General features: G+C 42.8%; 12 protein-coding genes and 1 riboswitch. Of the genes, 2 read left to right on the top strand and 10 right to left on the bottom strand.

The annotated features are described in order from the left end of the window. The 7 genes from NSQ66_RS29545 to NSQ66_RS29575 form a co-directional block, all read right to left on the bottom strand. Positions 1 to 654 carry a response regulator transcription factor gene (locus NSQ66_RS29545; protein WP_036682266.1) on the bottom strand — a complete coding sequence of 218 codons (654 nt, stop codon included), beginning with the start codon at positions 652 to 654 and terminating at the stop codon, positions 1 to 3. After that, positions 651 to 5,732, bottom strand: coding sequence for an AAA family ATPase (locus NSQ66_RS29550; protein WP_339279508.1), 5,082 nt, complete (start codon positions 5,730 to 5,732; stop codon positions 651 to 653). The genes NSQ66_RS29545 and NSQ66_RS29550 overlap by 4 nt, the downstream gene beginning before the upstream one ends. A gap of 84 nt (positions 5,733 to 5,816) precedes the next feature. Beyond that, positions 5,817 to 6,452: a response regulator transcription factor gene (locus tag NSQ66_RS29555; protein ID WP_038573832.1), complete on the bottom strand. Its 636-nt coding sequence runs from the start codon at positions 6,450 to 6,452 to the stop codon at positions 5,817 to 5,819. Between the two features lie 244 nt (positions 6,453 to 6,696). Next, the gene (locus NSQ66_RS29560) at positions 6,697 to 12,510 is read right to left on the bottom strand and encodes an NPCBM/NEW2 domain-containing protein (RefSeq protein ID WP_076140613.1); all 5,814 of its coding nucleotides are present in this window, start codon (positions 12,508 to 12,510) and stop codon (positions 6,697 to 6,699) included. Between the two features lie 258 nt (positions 12,511 to 12,768). Next, a riboswitch (cyclic di-GMP riboswitch) is annotated at positions 12,769 to 12,855 on the bottom strand. A gap of 157 nt (positions 12,856 to 13,012) precedes the next feature. Continuing rightward, on the bottom strand, positions 13,013 to 13,579 hold the full coding sequence (locus tag NSQ66_RS29565; RefSeq protein WP_036682474.1) for a hypothetical protein: 567 nt from the start codon (positions 13,577 to 13,579) through the stop codon (positions 13,013 to 13,015). Positions 13,580 to 13,695: 116 nt separating this feature from the next. Beyond that, positions 13,696 to 14,427 carry an EAL domain-containing protein gene (locus tag NSQ66_RS29570; protein WP_305953606.1) on the bottom strand — a complete coding sequence of 244 codons (732 nt, stop codon included), beginning with the start codon at positions 14,425 to 14,427 and terminating at the stop codon, positions 13,696 to 13,698. 307 nt (positions 14,428 to 14,734) lie between these two features. Beyond that, positions 14,735 to 15,418 (bottom strand): Crp/Fnr family transcriptional regulator, encoded by a 684-nt coding sequence (locus tag NSQ66_RS29575; protein ID WP_076140610.1) that lies wholly within the window; start codon positions 15,416 to 15,418, stop codon positions 14,735 to 14,737. 135 nt (positions 15,419 to 15,553) lie between these two features. Between NSQ66_RS29575 and NSQ66_RS29580 the strand changes: the two genes are divergently transcribed. After that, the gene (locus NSQ66_RS29580) at positions 15,554 to 16,405 is read left to right on the top strand and encodes a leucine-rich repeat domain-containing protein (RefSeq protein ID WP_038573837.1); all 852 of its coding nucleotides are present in this window, start codon (positions 15,554 to 15,556) and stop codon (positions 16,403 to 16,405) included. A 15-nt stretch (positions 16,406 to 16,420) separates the two neighbouring features. On the opposite strand, the gene NSQ66_RS29585 is transcribed toward NSQ66_RS29580, so the two are convergent. The 3 genes from NSQ66_RS29585 to NSQ66_RS29595 all read right to left on the bottom strand — a co-directional run bounded on the left by NSQ66_RS29585 (position 16,421) and on the right by NSQ66_RS29595 (position 19,432). Next, a complete protein-coding gene (locus NSQ66_RS29585; RefSeq protein ID WP_036682276.1) occupies positions 16,421 to 17,410 on the bottom strand; it encodes a sensor domain-containing diguanylate cyclase in 990 nt (329 codons plus the stop codon). A gap of 38 nt (positions 17,411 to 17,448) precedes the next feature. After that, on the bottom strand, positions 17,449 to 18,243 hold the full coding sequence (locus NSQ66_RS29590; protein WP_036682278.1) for an alpha/beta hydrolase: 795 nt from the start codon (positions 18,241 to 18,243) through the stop codon (positions 17,449 to 17,451). Positions 18,244 to 18,670: 427 nt separating this feature from the next. Beyond that, positions 18,671 to 19,432, bottom strand: a complete 762-nt coding sequence (locus NSQ66_RS29595) for an SDR family oxidoreductase (protein ID WP_036682280.1) — start codon at positions 19,430 to 19,432, stop codon at positions 18,671 to 18,673. Between the two features lie 269 nt (positions 19,433 to 19,701). Between NSQ66_RS29595 and NSQ66_RS29600 the strand changes: the two genes are divergently transcribed. After that, on the top strand, positions 19,702 to 20,268 hold the full coding sequence (locus NSQ66_RS29600) for a TetR/AcrR family transcriptional regulator (RefSeq protein WP_063829811.1): 567 nt from the start codon (positions 19,702 to 19,704) through the stop codon (positions 20,266 to 20,268). The last annotated feature ends 17 nt before the right edge of the window (positions 20,269 to 20,285 follow it).

Genomic DNA, 20,285 nt, shown 5'->3' on the forward strand with positions numbered 1-20,285 from the left:
TTACAAAATAGCTTGCAGTCGCACAATCGCTTGGGCCCGATCAACCACTTCTAATTTGCTATAAAGATTGCTAATATAATTGCGCGCCGTACCTTCTGCAATATGTAATGTATCGGCGATTTCACGGTTATTCAGTCCCCGGATAATGAGCTGTGCCAGCTCTTCTTCCCGTTCTGTCAGACTGATACGATCCAGACCCGATCTTTGCCAATGTTCATAGTCCTCTGTTAACCTGTTCATCCTCGACGCCAGTTTGGCTGCTACCGGAGCTGGCAGAATAAATTGCCCGGATAACGTATCATGAATCGAAGCGATCATTTTATCTGCGTCCATGTCCTTCAGCATATAACCGCTTGCTCCGTAGGCCATTCCCTCTACAATATAATCAGTCTCTATAAAAGTAGTCAGGATCAGAATGAAGATGTTCGGCCGAATCTGCTTTATTCGTTTCAAGGCGCTAAGGCCATCCATAACTGGCATTTGAATATCAAGCAGCACCAGATCAGGCTGGAGTGCCTCCACCATCTCGCAAGCCTCTTCTCCATTCTTGGCAGCACCGACCACTTCCATATCATCTTCCAGATCCAAAATGGTGCGAAGTCCTTCCCGCGTCAACAATTGATCATCGGCAATTACAATTTTTATTTTACTCATGTTCTATCCACAACCCTTCGCATGGGCAGATCAATCTCCAGTAAACAGCCTTCATCCATTTCTGAATCGATGGATAAGCTGCCTCCCAGTTGCTCAACCCGTTCCTTCATCGTCCTAAGTCCAAATCCCATCACGATTGGACTCATCCCTAGCCCACAATCCTTGAGTCTAAACTGCAAGTTCGCTCCAACAGACTCCAGACTAAAATGGAACTCGGCACTCTTTCCATGTCTGATCCCATTAGTTAAGCCCTCCTGCAAAGCATGATAGATTGCCTTTTTATAGGCTGTTGACATGGCTTCCGGCAGATCATAAATAACTGCATGAACAACAACGCCTGCATTGCGTTCTGTATCTTTAATCAACTGCCTCAGCATCACGGTTAGGTCAGAATACCTGTCCTCTTTCAGCATATGGACAGAGCCGCGGATTTCATTCAAGCTATGCCGCACAAGATCCTGGGCTTCTGCCAGACGCTGAAAGCCGCTGTCTATCTCCTTCTTCTGAAGCAGCCGCTTGCCAGCTTCAATCTGCAGAATCGTCGATGTAAGGGTATGCCCGACAATATCATGAATCTCTTGGGCAATACGATTGCGTTCCTCAAAAACAGTAGCTTCGGCCAAAGCCGCAGATGTTTCCCGCATCGAACGCTCCAGGCTGCGAGTTCTTTCTACCACTTGATCCTCCAGATTTTTTTTGAGATATTGGATTCCCGAATATAGCTTGGCATTAGCGATTGAGATTGCGCATTGTGAACCAAGCAGCTTGAGCACATCGAGTCTGCTTGGAGTAAATACACCCGGCGATAGATTATTCTCCAAATAGAGCAGGCAAACCAATTTATTCTGATTCATGATGGGGAGACATAGAACGGATTTCAGTCTATTATTCCTAACGTAAGTATTACGTGTAAATATCCCTTCACTGAGCGCATCATGTAATACAACCTGTTCTTGTGTTCTTGCCGCGTAAGCTATAATCGCTGCCGGGACCAACCCCGATTCTTCCCCAAGTGGAACAGATTCGATATGCTGGGCTTCTGAGGTCCCATAAGCTTCCACCATCCATTTGCCGTCATGATCAAAAATAACAGCCCCATATTCTGCCCCAGCATTGTGGAGCATGATTCGCATCAGCGTGGCCAATAATCGGCTCATCTCCATCTCGCCCGATAATGCTTGGGCAGACATTACCACAGAAAGGGAATCCACACGATCGAGCCCGGGCTCTCGTTTAATATGCAGCAAATGGCGATGCTGCTGCTCCAGGTCAGCCGCTTTAGCCTTTGCGCCCCATTGCAGATAAGCCTCATAGGCCTCAGTCATATAGATTCTTGCCAGATGCATTTTGCCATGACGAAGCCCATATTTGCCATAACATTCCGCCGCCATCGCTAAATCGTGAATATGACCGTGGACCCGGGCGGTCTCAATGGATTGCTCATACAACGCTTCAGCTTGGCGGGGATCTCGCGATAGACGAGTTAACTCAGCCTTCATCAACAGATATTTATGCTGATAATTCCCCGGACAACGCCTGGCAAGATTTTTCATTTTCTTCAAGCATTTACGCATTTTTGCCCGATATGTACGTTGCTCTTCAGCGTTATATTCCTCATACAACTGAGCCCAGACTAAACATTCATACATGATCTGCATGGGACTGTCTAAGCCATCTTCGCGTGATTTTATAATGGCCGCTGATTTGGCTAATGCCTCACTGGCTTCTCGGTATTCTCCAAATACATAGCCCGTCAAATACTGATAGATCCAGACCATTTCTTGTATAAAATCAAAGGTGTCCCCATGAACCGACTGTGCAAAATCAGGCTCGCTAATCTCCGCGATAGGAAAGGGATCATCTATAGAGCGATAACCTGTCAGTCGAACAAGAATGGCCGCCGCTACAATAGCCTGCTTACAATGAAGACTGTTGTTATGGCGCAGCAAATCTCCGGAATGAGTAATTAATCGCTCATAGATATCGCCGAGAGGATGACCAAATTGCAAAAGGGAGGCACAGTTGATCAGCACATTCTGGTTGCCCTTCCATAAGTCACCTGATTCCAGTCCCACTTTACCAGCCTTCTCGGTAAATGTATGGAGCATAGCAGGATCATAATGCCGCCAGCTATCGTAGCACATGGCGAACGCGGCTAAGGTTGTCATATGCTGTTTCGGATAGGGTTCGGATAAGCTGAACGCCAGCATGGCCCATTTAAATGTCTCTTCATCATTACGGAAGTAATAGTATTGAAACATTGCATAACCTATGAATCCAATGGAAGCCTCCGGAGTCATCCCATAATCAAGCGTTAATTCAATCATGGTGAAGGAAGAAGCAAGCCACCCTTCTCGATTGACGTAGAAACAAGCATTGCTCGAATGATCTAAAGTAGACATTGCGATTCTACGTGCTTCATCAGTCATTGGAGGTAAAAGAGTAAGCGATTCGAGTGAGACCTTCTTGAGTCTACGCCGCAATCGTAACCATTGAAGCGTCAATTGAACATAACCAGGATCAAATTGATGCTTCACTTTCAGTAACGATAAGGTATGCTGGCCTAAGGAGATCACCTCTTCGTGGTTATCATTACTTGCTTCCAACTGCACCTTCATTGCGTAGACGTAAGCCTTATCCATATTTGTCGTAGCTTTATCAATTAACAGATGGAATAATTCATTAGCCGTATCAAAATGGGAACATAAATATTCGAGCTCCGCCCTTTCACGAAATACCCGGAAGGTTAGCCCATATTGCGCCTCCCAGCTCTGCTCCGCTAATAATGACGTTGCCTGAAGCATATATTGCAAGGCTGTCTCATGTGCGGTTGTTTGCTTCGCTTTTACCCCTGCCTGTAAGTTCAGCTCTACCAGTTGAAGCCTCTGTTCAGGGCGGTCTAACCATGTAAGTGCCTGATTCAAATGCTGGACAGCTTCAAATAGGGTCGTTCCTTCACTTAGCGGGCTGCGGCCTAGCAATAACAGACCAATCTTCCAATGCAGCTCGGAACGCTCCTCTTCGGAAATAAAGGCATATGCTGCCTGATGAATGCGGTTATGCTGAAACTTATAATGCGGATATTCCTCCCCGTTAACGGGCTGCAACAAGCGCCCATGTACAGCAACCGCCAACGCTTCGCTCAATGCCTCTATCGGGGTCTCCGTAATATCAGCAAGTGTACGTAAATCAAATAGGCTGCCTATGAATGCGGCTCTGCTAAGTGCATATACCGTCTGTTCAGGAAATTGTTGCAATTTACTTGAAAGGTATGAAGCTACGTTATCGGGAACATTTAATTCAGTAATACGCTGGAGATCCCATTTCCAGCTTCGAATATTCTCATCAAATTCCACTCGCTGATCATCTATCAAATCTTGAAGGAATTGCTTAATAAATAACGGGTTTCCATCTGTCTTATGAAGCAGCACACGCGCCAGCTCGTCCAAGTCAGCTGCCTCGTAACGCATAACATCAAGTAGCAGTTGTTTTAAATCGGTGAGTTCAAGCGCTTGTAAAGAAATTCTGCTCATCGCTACGTTGCGGTCAATCAGATGCTTTTCCAGCCTACTGAGCGGGTGCAGCCTTGTAATCTCCCGATTGCGATAGGAAAGCACGATTAGCAGATGAGTCGTTGCCGTATCCTCTATAAGCGAAGTGAGATATTGCAGCGACGTATCATCAGCCCATTGCAAATTATCCAATACCAAGATCAATGGATGATCCTCATGAGGAAAGAGTTGAATAAATCGGCTCATGATTAATTGAAAGCGATGCTGAGCTTCCAGCGGTGGCAGTGAAGGCACGGAGGGTTGTGGGCCAATCAAGAGTTCAAGCTTAGGAACAAAATCGATCAGCAACTGACCGTAGTTGTCCACTGCTTGTAGAATACGCAGCTTCCAAACCTCCACTTGCAGCTTTGTTTCCATCAGCAGCTGACTAACCAACTCTTCTATGACTTGATGCCAGATGCCATAAGGGAGTGAGGTATGTCGGGATTCGAATTTGCCTCTGGCGAAGAAACCATCCAAAGAGACTGTATTTCTAAGGGTCTCCTTTAGAAAGGTTGTTTTGCCGATACCACTCTCCCCGCTAATCCAGACCGTCTCTACGGCACCTTGTGATGCTCGTTGCAGCGCTTCCCTTAAGCTTTGTTGCTCAAGATGTCTTCCATAGAAGCGTCCTGATACCATCCACCGCTCTGGGATATCCCAGCTTCCTAGTGGAAAAGGCTCAATATGCCCGGATTCTTCTAGACGGGATAGACATTCCTCAAGATCCGATTTAATGCCTAATGCGCTGGCGTATCTCGCTTCAGGCATCTTCTCCATGCATTTACCAACAATATCAGAGACCGATAGAGGGATAGTGGGGAACTTGCGGTGCAGAGGCTCAGGTGTATCTGCAAGATGACGATATACAATATCAACAACATCATGCAGCTCAAAGGGGCGGCTGCCTGAGAGACATTCATACAGGATGATCCCAAGCGAATAAAAGTCAGAACGGTAATCCGGTTTGACTCCGGTTCGTCCCGTTTGTTCTGGAGCTATATAAGGAAGCAGAACATCGGGCCGACCGCTTAACGGTGACAAAGGACTCGTGATGTTTTCGGTAGAGTACATTCTTATATCAATAAATTTCACTTCAAAAGTAATGGGATTGACGATTAGATGAGCGGGGGTTAGTTCATTTAGTGTTATTTTTTCACGATGAATTTGCATAAGACAATCAGCAATAGCTGTAGCGATCCGAAGCAGCGCTGGAAGACCCAGTGAATTAACAGGCATACGCAGGATCTGCCCAAGAGTACTCCCCTCTATATCTTTTAAGAGAAGGACTGGTCGGTCCGCCATAATTTCCAAACTGTACGCCTCTATTGCACCACGTCCGCAAAGTCGCTTAAGCATGTCATACTCATGACGAAAAGCATCGACCATGGCAGCTCCCGGGTATTCTCCTATTGTTGTCTTAGCGATAACCCTTAGGCCGTCCTCTTGACGTAGGAGTCTGTATAATCTGATATCCGCGGTATTATCTATCAGATCTAAGGTTTGGTATCCTGGCAATTCAAACATCAACAGCACTCCCTAATTACAATTAGACAGAATACTCAATCTTGCAAAGTAGTTAAAGCCATTATAACATCTGATCTTGCCGTTCTACTCGTAAGACATTTCATATTTCGTTAATCCTATCGCGTTGGCGCACAGTGCCGCCTGTGTCCGGTCAGTAACCTGCAGCTTCGCTAAAATCTGACTGACATGCTTCTTCACCGTAAATTCACTGATAAAAAGACGTGTGGCAATCACTCTATTGCAAGCACCTTGTCCAAGCTGAATCAGGACTTCCTTCTCTTTTGGTGTCAATTCATCTGTTGGACTGCTGGCGCTCATTCGCATCTTTTCTTCCATTAGGCCAGGATCGTAATATTTTCTCCCTTTGTACACCAACTGGATAGCAAAGAGTAATTCCTCCGGCAGTGCCTCTTTCAGTACATATCCGTCTACCAGTACTTCTTCAGCCCTCAAAAAATCCTCTCTGCTCGCAGAGGAAGTCAACAGTATGAATTTACTAACCATGCCGCGGGTACGTGCTATCTTAATGACATCCAGTCCTGATTCATCAGCAAGCTTAAGATCAATGAGGACAATGTCTGGCTTTGTCTCTTCAATCACATCAAGTGCTTCCGGGCCAGTCGTAGCTTCACCTGCAAATTGCATATCCGATTGCATTGCAATGACAGATGCCAGCCCTCTTCTAACTAAAGGATGATCATCTACAATGATGATTTTCACAGAAACACCTCTCTCTAAACCGCATACATTATTTACTTCTTTGTATAAAAAGCTTCAATTAGAGTATTCATTTAAATTTGACGCATTTCTGATTAAGTATAGTTAAAAGACTACACCGCTTATAGTGAGCGTTGTCATTTCTTTTGTCATATGACAAAATGGATATTTTTACATAAAAATCCCTCATTTAAAAACTGGCGAACCATGGTTATAGAGACCACAATCCGCCTGTTTTCTTGGGAATTTAATTATTATTAATAAAAGAAATGATTTGCACGAGATTACCTGCGACTTGGTAAGTTAACCCCAGCATGTAAGTTCCTTTCTCCTCGTTCGATAGGTCAATAGTGAACACATCCGGATTAGCAGCCCATTCCTTCATATCAAACACAATTTCTTTAGATGTTCTAGTGTTTCTTACCCCAGCGGAATTAGGGATCACTTTGCTGCCATCGAGCCCTTTCACCAGATTAGCTACTTCAACCACAGGTCCCTTAAATTCTCCTACCTCTACCACTTGTGGGTCGGCCAATAAGCTCGTTAGTTTAGTTAACCCTTGTAATGGGGAGAAATCTGTAATTTCATTTCCAGTAATATCAAGTGTCTCTAGGCTCTTTGCGTACTGCAAACCTTCCAAGGATCTGACTCTTCTGGTTTCGCTGGTTAACGTTGTAAGGCTATACATATCCCCTAGCGTTAGTTCTCCAGTTACGCCCAATGTAGTCTTGATCGAAGCACTTAAATACGGGTCCGCCACAGTAATCACTTGCGTAAGATCTATTTGGACCAAACCTTCGGTTGCTTGTTGCAACGCTGCTACAGCTTCGTCTACTTCACTTTGCGTAACAGAAGAGTTAACCAACACTGTCTCTGCTATCGAGAGGCTGGACGTAAATGCCGCGATGCTCTCAGGTGTGAAGCCTTCTAGAGAAATTGCTTTAGCCGCTGCAATCGCCTGTTCAAGATCTCTAGTGAATAAGTGATCTCCATTCGCGAAATGTAGTTTGGCTCCACCCCATGTAGCATGGTCAGATCCGTTGCCATTTCCCCCGTCTGTGACGACTAATTTCAGTTCTTTTGCTTCATTAATATCCAATTCGATGAATTTCTGCGGATCTCTCGAACCCATGACCCCACTATCGAATTTCTTCGCTCCATCGACAAACACCTCAAAGCTCACCGAACCAACAGAACCGTACATTTGTCTATCTACACCTACATAGGAAGTGAAATAGTCCACGTTTTTGTCACTTAGATCGTATACAATCGTCGAGTTAGAGTGCGCTCCAATTCCTCTTTCATAGGACACTACCTGATTGTTCTCATCTGTTAATCTCAGCGTATTGGCACTAATAGATTTATCCTTCAAAGGTGCAGTATAGCTGTTCTGAGTAGAATTCCAGTCGTAATCCGTCAGGTACGTAAGGTCCGTCATGTCTACTACGGCTATCGTTCTAATCTTCGTGGTCGTATTTCCATCACTATCTGTTACTGTGTAAGTGATTGGATACTTTCCAGCCCGGTTGAAATTAACCTGCTCTAGGCCTGTGACCTTCACTTGAGCCGTCAAGTCACCGTCTTCCGAATCCATTGCCGAATAGCTTTCATTGATATCAATTGCTTGGCCCACTTTGGTTGAGACAGATTTAGATATGGTAAGCTCTGGTGTATTGTTCAAGATCATAAACTTCGCATCAGCAAAATCACCGTGATCTGAAGCATTTCCGTTACCTGCATTATCTAACACCAGCTTCAATTCACTTACACCCTTAACAGGTATCCGCGCAAGCTTGGCTTCTGTACCAAATTTCATCAGTCCGCTGTTATAAACCTCTGCCCCATCGGCAAAGATTTTGAAAATTACACTGGAGTTGCTCTGCTCAGCGATATTCCTATCAACCCCTACATACGTTTCAAAATATTCATAGTTTGCACCCGCCAGATTATACACGATTTCAGAGCTGGCATGGGTTCCTAAGCCCTTAGCGAACTCTTTGACCTCACCATTTACCAGCAGCTTAATCGGATTGTTAGAGCTAGCCTTATCTTTTCGAACCACATTATAATCCGTTTTTGCTGATTGCCAATCTATATCACTCAGGTATTTACTAGCGCTGTATACAACAATCTTTCTGGCCTGCACAGCGGAGTTCCCATCTGAGTCTGTGACTGAAAACTCGACGTTGTAAGTCCCTGTTTTGCTTGATGTGAACCCATTTGGGTTTACATCAACGGCTCCAATTAAGTTACCATCTTCCGTATCAAAAGCCGTAACATCGCTCAACACATCAAATTCGCTGTTCAGCTTAACGAAGGTTGTCTCTTCCGGCACTGTAATGATAGGTTTGCTTGAATTATTCGAGAACTTCGCATCGGCCCATACCGTATGGTCTGAAGCATTGCCATCCTTAGCATCTGTTGTAACCAGCTTCACCTCTCTTGCGCCAGTCACAGGGATTTTCACAAATTGATGTTCTGTTCCTGCCCGGAAAACATCACTCTCAAATTTCTGTTCTCCATCCACATACACTGCAAAAGTAGCCGAGGAAGGTTTCCCTTTCATGGCTTGATCAATCCCAATGTAGCTTTCAAAGAAGTCGTAACCCTTACCTTCAATATCGTAAACTACCTCAGAGTTGGCATGAACACCAATCCCTTTCGCGTACGTCGCAGCCAACCCTTGGCGAACAAGGGTTATGATTCCCCCGGAAACGGCTTTATCTTTCTTTAATTCACCCCAGCCTACAACGACTGACTTGGCATTGAGATCGGAAATATAGGCGTAGTCGCTCGTTACCGTAACCTGTGTGGTTTTCGTTTCCGTAACCCCTTCGCTTTTCACTTCATATACAATTTCGTAGTTGCCTTTTTGCGTTACATCAACGTTATTGGCTTTCAGAGAGACATCTGCAGTAATATCGTTTCCTAGATAGTTAGCCGCTTTTACATAGCTCATCGGATCAAAGGTTTGATTAAGCTTTAAAGTGAGCTGATCTTCAACAGACAAGGCTGGCTTAAAGGCTTTAACCTGTACGGGCTTCAGTGGGTTCAGCTTTTTGTCATAACCGACGATCTTGTACGTATAGTTGATACTCGCATCTACATTCTGATCCACAAATTGCTCAGTTCCTGTAAAACCAACTAACACATCATTTCTATACACTTCATATCCTAAAAAGTCTTGCTTAAGCTCTTTATCTATACTGAAACTTAACGTGTTCGTTCTAGCCGTGGTGTTAGGTGTGATATTAACCTTAATGGCCAGATTTTTATCCGCTATTCCAGTTCCCTCATAATTAATCACCGAGTTATTTAAATACCATAACTTTTGCGGTGCCGGATACTTGGCTACTTTCGCTTTTGTCTCAGGATTCACAGTGAAGCCATGTCTGGCAAAATAGCTGCTTAAATCTAATCCCAGTACTTCGGAGGAGAACTCCACCAAATACTGCTGCTTAGAATTGTCACCGTTGGTAAGGATGACCTTCCGCTCCCGATATAGCTTGGTCAGCTCTGTCCAGTATCCCGGATGTGCCAGCTCCAGCTGCCAATAGGCTCCGAGTTGTGCAAATAAGCCCTGCTGATTCATAACCACTTTGTTTTCTTCGAGGACATATTTATAGATATCTGATTCATACGGTATACGATTATCTATCGAATTCGCCGCGACAGACATAAACATAGACACCATATTATTAGTTACTTCGCCATATTCCCGTTCACCCATAGCCAAGCGATGCCCGATTTCGTGATTCAGTCCCCAGCCCGGATAAGCTTTGTTAAAATCACCTAACATGGTTCCTACTGTTCCAAGTTGGATCCCTGTATGATCTCCCGCTGCATACATCGCACCATAAGGCTGCATCAAGCGAATATTCTCACGAATTAGCTTGGCATCATGAATCTCGCTACTGCCATCCAGGCCATAGAAGGCAAAAATACTCTTCATCCAGGTGTCATACCCAGTTACGGTGTCCAGCGGGTTATTTCCTTGCGTAATATATTTGTTGTACGCCTCCGTCGCCGTTCCTGTGAAAATAACATGATCGCTGGCCAGTTCTACCACATCTATGAGTTTACGATCTTGAACATTTGGATGAGCCGCTTTATCTTCGTCTAGTCTTTGTTTGTATGTGATTAAGAAGGTTTTGAATTGTTCTGGATCCGTGGTCTTGGTCATAAAAGGAATCTTTTCTAAACCTTCGAAGCGGATCAATGGCGCTTTCCCTTGTTCCTCTGCTGTATAGGGATTTACGATATAAACGGTGCCGCCCTTAGTCACTTCATGTGCATAATAACTATTCATAGCAAATTCAGGAACGGTTATAATGTTCTTACCTGGACGCAATTGCACACCTCTAGCCCAAACATTCCAAGCGGCCTCTTGTTGAGAAAAGACTAAAGAAGGTAGCTTATCGTTAGAAGCTGCATCCACATAAACGTTGATCGTATCTCCAGGCATTGCAACGAGACCTGTAGGCTGGTTGTTCGTACCAAAACCAATTCTCAGGTTTTCCTGCGCATGCTTTTTCATATCTCCACGTTGTTCCGCCTCAATGATGGTGCCTTCGGTTTGAACTTCACCATTCACTAGCCTCTTAGCTAAATCCAAAGAATCTTTCAGGATTGGATAGAGCGGATGTACTTTTGCCGCTTCCTCCAATTCATTGATTTTTGCAACGTTATTATAAGCAGACACAACCGCACTCATCGTTCCATCTGTGAAAATACCATTTACAGCTTCGCTTACTTTATCTTCTGTATAAAATCTAAATTCAGCCGCAAAAGGTCTGTTAATATTAGCTTTTGTGAACTTAAATTTTAATCTTTTAAACTTCGTCGGTTCGAATTTAAATTCCAGAAAATCATTGGTACTAATCGCGGTTCCGCTAGATACAAGTTGGAAGGTCTCTCCTTTACTCGTCTCTGATGCATAGATTTCAAAAGCCTCTGGGAATCCTTTGCGGTTATCTCTAGCCAAAAAAGCCACTCTGTCCAGCACTTCCGCTTGCGCTAGTTCAAACACGACTTCATTCGTGAAGCTTGCATCATTGTTTTTGTTCGTTTCCCAATGCGTAGTGGGCTGGTCATCCAGCATATATTCAGGCTTCGTACCTGGGTAGCTTCCACCGTTCACCGTTACTTTTGATACGTTTGCATTTGGCATTCTATAAGCTTGGCTATAGGCATTTTCATAGGCTGTACCATACCCTTTTAGCTTCGAAACCTTGGCTGCCGTTGCGTCTACCTGATGGTTCTCCAAAAGGATCTTTGCATTCTCTATCTCTTCTTTAAACTGCGTATACAGTGGATGTGCCTGCACTTCATTCTCTAAAGCTGTTAATTTCTCTGTCGTATTAAAGGCAGCACTAACTTGGCTCAAGGTATCATCTGTAAATAAATTTTTCATTTTAGCAGAGACACTATCCTCTTTATAAAAAGAAAACTCAGCTGCACTCGCCCAATCCTGGTTTGCTTTTTTGTAGACAAATTTAAGTCTCTTAAAGGCCGTAGGTGCGAACTGAATCTCCACTACATCACCGGTTGAGCCTGTATATTCCCCAGAAGACACGAGTGTGAAATCGCCCGCATCTGTAGTGGAGCCATAGATATCAAATTCTTGAGCAAAGCCTTTACCCTTAGCACCGGATTGCCTAGCGGCATATACCATTCTATTTAATTCAGCGGACTCATTGAAAACAAACACAACCTCATTCGTAAACGTTGAACTATTCGGTTTGCCAGTCTCCCAATGCGTGCTCATATCCCCATCCATAGCCTTAGCTATAGGTGAGCCTGAGTAGTTGCCACCGTTATTTGTGATGGTTTTAATATTTGCTGGATTCATTCTAAAAACCTCATTATAGGCATTTAGAACATCCTTGCCGTACAGCTCAAACGGAATAACCGAAGCGTTGCTTAATAAGTTGACCTTACTTTGCGCGACTGTTTTTGTTACCTTTACCTTGCTTGCCTCACTTGCTAAAGCATAACCTGCCTCACTCGAAAAACTGGCCAACATGGCCGCCGATGTAGCGATCGCAATCATTTTCTTCATCTCTTCTTACCCCCAGATGTCATATGAATCTCTCCAGTGCCCAAAAATGGGCACAAAAAAAACTACCCCAAAAGAGTAGCTTGATTGCGTATAAAGTCGCCTAAAAATTAAGACTTAATTTTTATTAAACCTTAACAAGCATAAACGCCTTCGGCGTCCTTATAAGGACGGTAAGCGTTTAAGCGAGAAATATAAGATATTAAGTATAGGTGTATAACTTATACTTTCTTATATTTTAACAAAAAGCGTTACACACTCTTTGGCAGCTGGCTGACAATAGTTATGATAACCTTAGTCCCTATAGCTTTGCGTCCCTACATTTCCATAGGTTTGCCTATGAAGTTTCGAATACATTCAAAGAGTAACATAAGCCTAGATCTGATCGCATGATTAATTGGTATGAAATGAGTATAGGTAATTGCAATTAGTTTTTCTCATGTGATAGATATTATTTATCGACTATCCCGGAAGAGAATGGGATCCTTTAGGACTGGAGGTCTAATTAACTCCCCGATCCGAACAAACGCCGGAACCAATTCCACACATCGCCCGTGATGGGAATTAATCCGAAACCATGTTCGCCAACTGCGATTACACCATATGCCCATTGTCCGATAGCTATGGCACCCCCAGCGATCCTGCCTATCGCTATCGCACCAAACGCCGTATCCCCTATGGCGATGGCCCCCAACGCTTTTTCCGCGATTGCGATCGCTCCTACAGCCACTCCTGCAATCGCAATCGCTCCCACTGCGAAGCCAAGCCAGCTAAGTGCTATTGCTCCAATCGCTAACCACATTCCCAGTGATATTGCTCCTAAGGAAAGTACGCCCACGCTTATCGCACCTATGGAAATCAATCCGACAGCTACATCTCCAATAGCGATTAAACCAACGGCTGTCTTTACACGGGGTTTACTTCCATGACCATACTTTTGACCTGAGTATCGCCCTAAATTACTACGAATACTGATGACCGGAAATGAGGGAGAAGGCCATTGATAATCAATTTCTCGTCCATCAAAGCCCCTAGAATCCGCCCAGCGCGTTACAAATTGATGCCATTTCATATCCATCCCGTCCCCCTTTTCAAATTACCTAAATTATACAACCCCGGGGGTTGGCTGTACTCAGACTCTGACCTGAAATTCTTCTCATCCTCTGGACCGATATATACTCATTAGGATTACTGTTTGGGAATAGGATCAGGCTTTCCAAATAAATATCCCTGAAACAACTGATAACCACTCTGCTTAAGCCATTCAAAGTCCTCTCTAAACTCCACACCTTCTGCTAAAGGAACAGATTGGATTTCTAAAGCCTTTTCTAAAAATTGTTTAGCTATTTTCTGTTTGTTCGGATCACTGGACACGCCTTGAACATATTTCATATCTAACTTCATGTAATGAGGTTTAAGCTCCAATAACATCTCGATTGTGCTGAAGCCTTCCCCAACATCATCTAAAGCGTATTCAAATCCCCGATCCTTGTAATATGTCAAAATAGCTTTCAAATGAGCGAGATCATCCACTTTCTCCGTTTCAACAACTTCAAAGACAAAAAGAGAGGGATCGACACCTAATTGATTAGCCAATTCAACCGTTGATCTTAAGCAGAACTCTGGAGCGTAAATTGATGTAGGGATAAAATTAATAAACGTTTTTTTATTTAAGGGTGCAGCATATTTTACAGCGGTCATTCTACATAACCTGTCTAAAGCATATAAACGCCCACGATTCCGTGCCGCCGCAAAAATCTCATTAGGATAGATAAGGGATCCGTCTTCTTTTTTAAATCTGGATAGGAGCTCGTATGCAAAAATCTCTTCCCTTACGTTCACAATCGGTTGGAAGTAACAAGTAACAAGACCCTTAGTGATAACCTCATCAATCCACTTCATATCCATTACAGTAGACATCTCGGATAGAGGTCTCCATGCTTGGTCATCTATACGAAATTCAATTTTCCCGGACTCCATATGATCGTTACAGAAATCTAGAAGATCTCGCGCTTCAGCTTCCTTAATCGTAATCACATTTTCTTCTACCTTATGTATCGTATTACTTCTACTCAAGTGATGAATAACCTCAGGTAAAACCCTAAGATTAAGCTCACCATGAGCCTTGATTTGAAAATTCAGCTCTCTTACTACACAATGATTACAAGCCATATTCATAACCCCTTTAATAATCGATTCTCTGAAAAAGATCCCGGAACGGCTCTTCTCAATCGAAATCCGTATACTCCAGTAAATATGTCGCGTCTAACACGGTGATCTGCTGATGTTGAATCTCAATAATCTTTTGCTCTTGCAGATCTTTAAGCACAAGGGTAGCCGTCTCCCTTAACGTTCCGATCATATCCGCGAACTGCTGATGGGTCAATCGAAGATCAATCCTCTGTTTGCCTTGCTCCTCTACTCCAAATCTTTGGTATAGTCTTCTCAGCGTAAATATCGCACGCGCTCTCGCATCATGAAATTTCATTTCATGTAATAACCGATTCGATAAAAATAAACGGTCCATTTGCAGCAGCATCAATTGCTCCTTAATCAACGGGTAATCGGCAAGCATCTGCTTAAAAAGCTCATGTTTAATCTCAAATAATACAGTATCATTCATAGCCACCGCAGACAGCACTCTTATATTGGAGGGATGGATCACTTCCAGGTCGCCAAAGAAATCGCCTTTTCCAAAAAGATCTACGGTATGCTCTTTCCCTTTCGTGGTAGCGTACACCCTTATAATCCCCGAATAGATAATGTAGGCATAATCCCCCGGATCTGATTCTGCAAACACCAGGGTCCCCTTAGAATATGCCTTATAAGTGAATAATCCTGAGACCGCCTCGATCTTCTCCGAGGGTAAACCTTGAAAAAAGCGAGTGCCAGTCCAAAAAGAAGCTTCCATCTCATTATTCCTTTCTAACACATTCCATAGTTTTGTATGCCAACATACTGATAATAAATCATCATCCTGTTATATTCTATCGTAACGTTGTCACATAGGCTTGATGCCAATACAAATTACAAAGGAGATCCATTCATGAAATATAATTTTGACGGAAAAGGACTTATTGAAACGCCAGATGTCGTGTTTGAGAGCAATCCGCTACTAGAACTGAGCATGTACAACAATCATATTAAAGAGATTCCCGATCAGCTCTTCCTTCATGACGAATTAGAGGTACTTAATTATGCGGGCAATGAAATCGAACAGTTATCCGAGAACATCGGTCGCTTAGTTCACCTAAGAATGCTGGATTTAGGCCATAATCGGCTGAAGGTGTTGCCGGAGAGCATTGGCGGATTGCAGGGGTTGGATTCTTTTCTATACCTAAGCAATAATCAGTTCGAACAGCTGCCGGAGCAGCTCTGTATTCTCCAGAAACTTAAGTATCTGAACGTAACAGATAATCATCTCAAGCAATTGCCTGCCCGTATAGGCGAAATGAGCAGTCTGATTGAATTGCGGCTTTATTATAATCAGCTAGAATGTTTACCTGATTCGATCACACAAATAAAAGGGCTAAGAGAGATCCATCTCTATGGTAATCAACTGGTCATGTTACCAGAACATTTGGGTGCTATAGAAGAACTTCGGATACTTGATTTAAGTGATAATCGAATCACTAAGCTGCCTTCATCTATCGGTAATTTAAGCAAGTTAAGAAGACTGAACCTTAGAAAAAATAAACTTAATCAGCTTCCTGAGGAAATAGGTCAATTAAGCAGCCTTGTTGAGCTTGATTTAAGAGATAATAATCTGCAAGAAATCCCGGATTCGATTCTACAACTTGGACGATTAGAGAAACTGGATTTAAGATGGAATCACAGCTTAAGAAGAACAGAATTATTAGAGCAATTAGAGCAAAGAGGATGTATCGTTTATAAATAACAAAAAAGCCTCCGATTAAAGAAGCTTTTCACTCAAATCCATAATATGCGTAACGCGATTTCTCCCCTGTTCTTTCGAAGCGTAAAGCGCATGGTCAGCTTTTTCCAGAAGAGTGATGTCTGTATCGGTTGCTTCAAAAGTAGCTATGCCGACGCTTACCGTAACCCTGCCAATCTCCCAAGTGGAGCTGGCAATGAATTGCCGCAAATTGTCCGCTATAGCCTTGGCATCCGATGAATCTATATTAGGCAGCAGAAGGATAAACTCCTCACCACCATACCTAGCTACGATATCTTCTTTACGAGATTGGGATTTCAGGATACTCGCCAATTTCTCCAGGACATAATCACCCATCTGATGACCGTAGGTATCATTCACATTTTTAAAGTGATCAATATCTAAAATACATAATGAAAAAGGCGCCTGATCACGGTGATACGCTGCAATCTGCTCTTCCAGCTTTTCTTGCAGGAACCTTCTATTCTTTAATCCAGTAAGCTTGTCTGTAGTAGATAGCTCTACTAAAACGGCATTCATCTCCAGCAATTCAGCTTGCTTTTGCTCGATTTCAAGGTGGATTTGTTTGAGCTTTGCCAGTGCCTGATCTTTTTCCCAATAGGCCTCTTCTATTTGCTTCTTCGCAGATCGTAACTCTAGCTCATAATCAATACGTTTGCCCATCTGTACGAGAATACAATCAATGACCTCTACACCTTCACACTCGAGGCGTCTACCATTTAACAAGTAAGGGACGGCTTGTCCCTTGCTGTCCTTCAAATTGATAAATAGCTCTTCTACATGTCCATTCAGATTGATAAAAGGATAGAAGTATGAATGAAAAATAAGCTTGTTCGCCGTAGACATGATAGATTCAAAATGTTTATTTACCAAATCAACCTGCTGATATCCCATCCCATCCAAAAAGGTTTGATTCACATTGAGGATCATTCCTTCATGGGTAATGGAAACATATCCGCACGGCGCATATTTTAACCGGTCATCCATTGTCTAAATATCCTTTCAACACCATAATCTTCTCCATCTCACCTAAGATACTCATTAATCAAAGTAATGGTCTCCTGTGGATGGCTAATATGCGGATAATGGCCCTTGGCCTCCATTAACCGGAACGTACTATTATTCAAGTGTCTATGTAAATATTCTCCTACTTCTATAGGAACGATACTATCATCCGAGCATTGCAATATGAGTGTAGGCACTGTCGCTTTAGGCAGATCTTCTCTATGATCCGAAAAAAATGTAACTTCCGCAAATTCTCTAGCGATAATAGGGTCGGCCGAAATAAAACTTCGTTCCAGCTGTTTAGTCAACATTGGGTCAGGGTTATTCATCGCAAGTGGAGCCATAAAGCTAGCCCAGCCCGCGAAATTCATCTCCATCATATCCAGAAGCTCAGTAATATCACTTTTTTCAAAGCCCCCGAAATAAGCATCTCCCTCATTTAAATAACGTGGGGAAGGTCCGATCATAATCATTTTATCAAAATAATCCGGCCGCTCGATTGAAGCAAGCAAACCGATCATAGAGCTAATAGAATGGCCTATAAAAATAATATCCTTGAGTTCAAATGTTTCGATGACATCTAGTACATCCTGTACATAACCATGGAGAGTATGATATTTATCCGATGTATATGCGCTTAAATCTGAATGGCCTGAGCCTACATAATCAAATAGAACGATTCGATACTTTTTCTCAAATGATGGCGTAATAAACTGCCACATGCTTTGATCACACCCAAATCCATGCGCAAAAAGGATAGTTTTTTCTCCTGCTCCAATGACTTTTACATGATTCCGCACCATAACATCGTTCATTTCATATAACTCCTCTATAGTTAGCATTCTCTCTATTTTGCAGGGTTCCCCTGGAAATATCAAGCGTATAAAAAACTCCGCTAGATTAATCTCTAGCGGAGTTTTATGTAACATCCCGTTTGGGTCATCATTTGGCATAATGGTAGCGTGCTGGGGCACTCCTTCGTTTAATCCGATAACATTTTGCCCGAAAAAATTGGTTGGCGGACCCAGCAGACCTTAAATGCGCCATTATTCCATATTTGAATTGCTATCGGACTCCACTGCAGCTATTGGCGCGAAAACACCAAATATGGGCCGATTTATATGAAATAGCGTCTCTGGAGTCCGAATCCCTTCTCAAAAGACTGAAAATTTGCGAATAACGTCATCTGGGTCCCTAAGACTCCGTGGATAAATTGTTGAGGCAGAGGTAGACAACCAACATTTAGAATGCAGAAGTCCAACCCGCATCAGCAGCGATGATAGCTCCGTTCACAAAACTGGAATCATCCGAAGCCAGGAATAACGCAACTTGTGCGATTTCTTCAGGTGTACCTACACGAGGGATCACAGCCTGTGTTAATTGTGTACGGCTCACGCCGAATTCATTTATATTTTTCATTGAAGCACTGATGTTTGTGGCAGTAGCTCCCGGTGCGATAGCATTACAACGAATCCCTTTGTTGGCATACATAAAAGCTGTATTTTTCGTCAAGCCTACTACAGCATGTTTAGAGGCAGTATAAGTTGCTCCCGCATGGGCACCACTTACGCCACCTGTAGAAGCGGTATTAACGATAACCCCTTTTCCTTTTTCCAGAAAAATAGGCATTGCTTTACGAGTGGACCGCATTACACTTTTGGTATTGATATCAAAGATAAGATCCCATTTCTCGTCGCTAATGTCGCCAACTGGCTCAAACCCATCCATAATACCGGCGTTATTAACAAGAATATCTAGTGTTCCGTATTCTTTTACTGCGGTATCAATCATGCTATCGATATCTTCAACTAGGGCAACATTTACTTTCAGTGCCTTAGCTACTCCACCATTACTGTTGATCCCTGCAGCTACTTGTTCTGCACCTTCGAGATTAAGATCGGCTACAATCACTTTCGCCCCTTCTTTAGCGTACAACTCTGCGATAGATTTCCCCATACCTGATGCCGCCCCGGTAACCACTGCAACTCTGTCTTGAAGTTTCATGTTGGAAGTCTCCTTTACGTTTATCTATAATGTAAATATCAATATATAAAATCTCTTTAACGCTTAAAATTTATACTACTCAAGTTTAATCCTCTAAAATTTAACTATCAATATACAAATGGGACACCAAATGTTCATAAATATATATAATGCAGGATTCTGTTCAAATAGGATTAGAAAATAGACAGTTAGGTGGTCTTCTGTTGCTTAAAAATAATCGGAGAACTAGCAAATCGCGTAAAGAGCTTAAAAACGCATTGATATTAATCATGGAAAAAAAGAATTTCCGCACCATTACGATAACCGATATCGTTACCCTTGCCGATTTAAACCGCGGAACCTTCTATAAACATTATCAAACCAAAGAAGAACTTCTGAATGAGCTAATTGATGATGTGTTGGAGGATTTAATTAAGGCTTATAAAGAACCCTATCTTCATACCGATAAATTTATAGTTAGTGAGCTGACCACCTCGAGCATCAAGATTTTTGAACATGTGGTCTCTTACTCTAATTTTTATACCATCATTATAAATTCCAATGTTCTGCCAGGGTTCCAAAATAGGATTTGCGACCTCTTAAAGGAGCTCACCAAGCGGGACTTAGTCGCAGTTAATAACACTAATACCAATGTTAATATCGAATTGTTTTCCAGTTATACCGCCTATGCTCTATTTGGATTAATCATAGAATGGGTAAAAGGCGGATTTAAATATACAGCTAACCATATGGCAGAGCAGCTGATTGAGATTCTGTCTTTTAATTCACATAATGTGATCATCAATACTTCAAATCAACCGATTAAACAGAATTCCATCCCTGTTAACGGCGACTGATTTACCTCAAACTATCA

Source organism: Paenibacillus sp. FSL H3-0329, assembly GCF_037963285.1.
GTDB lineage: Bacteria > Bacillota > Bacilli > Paenibacillales > Paenibacillaceae > Paenibacillus_AQ > Paenibacillus_AQ odorifer.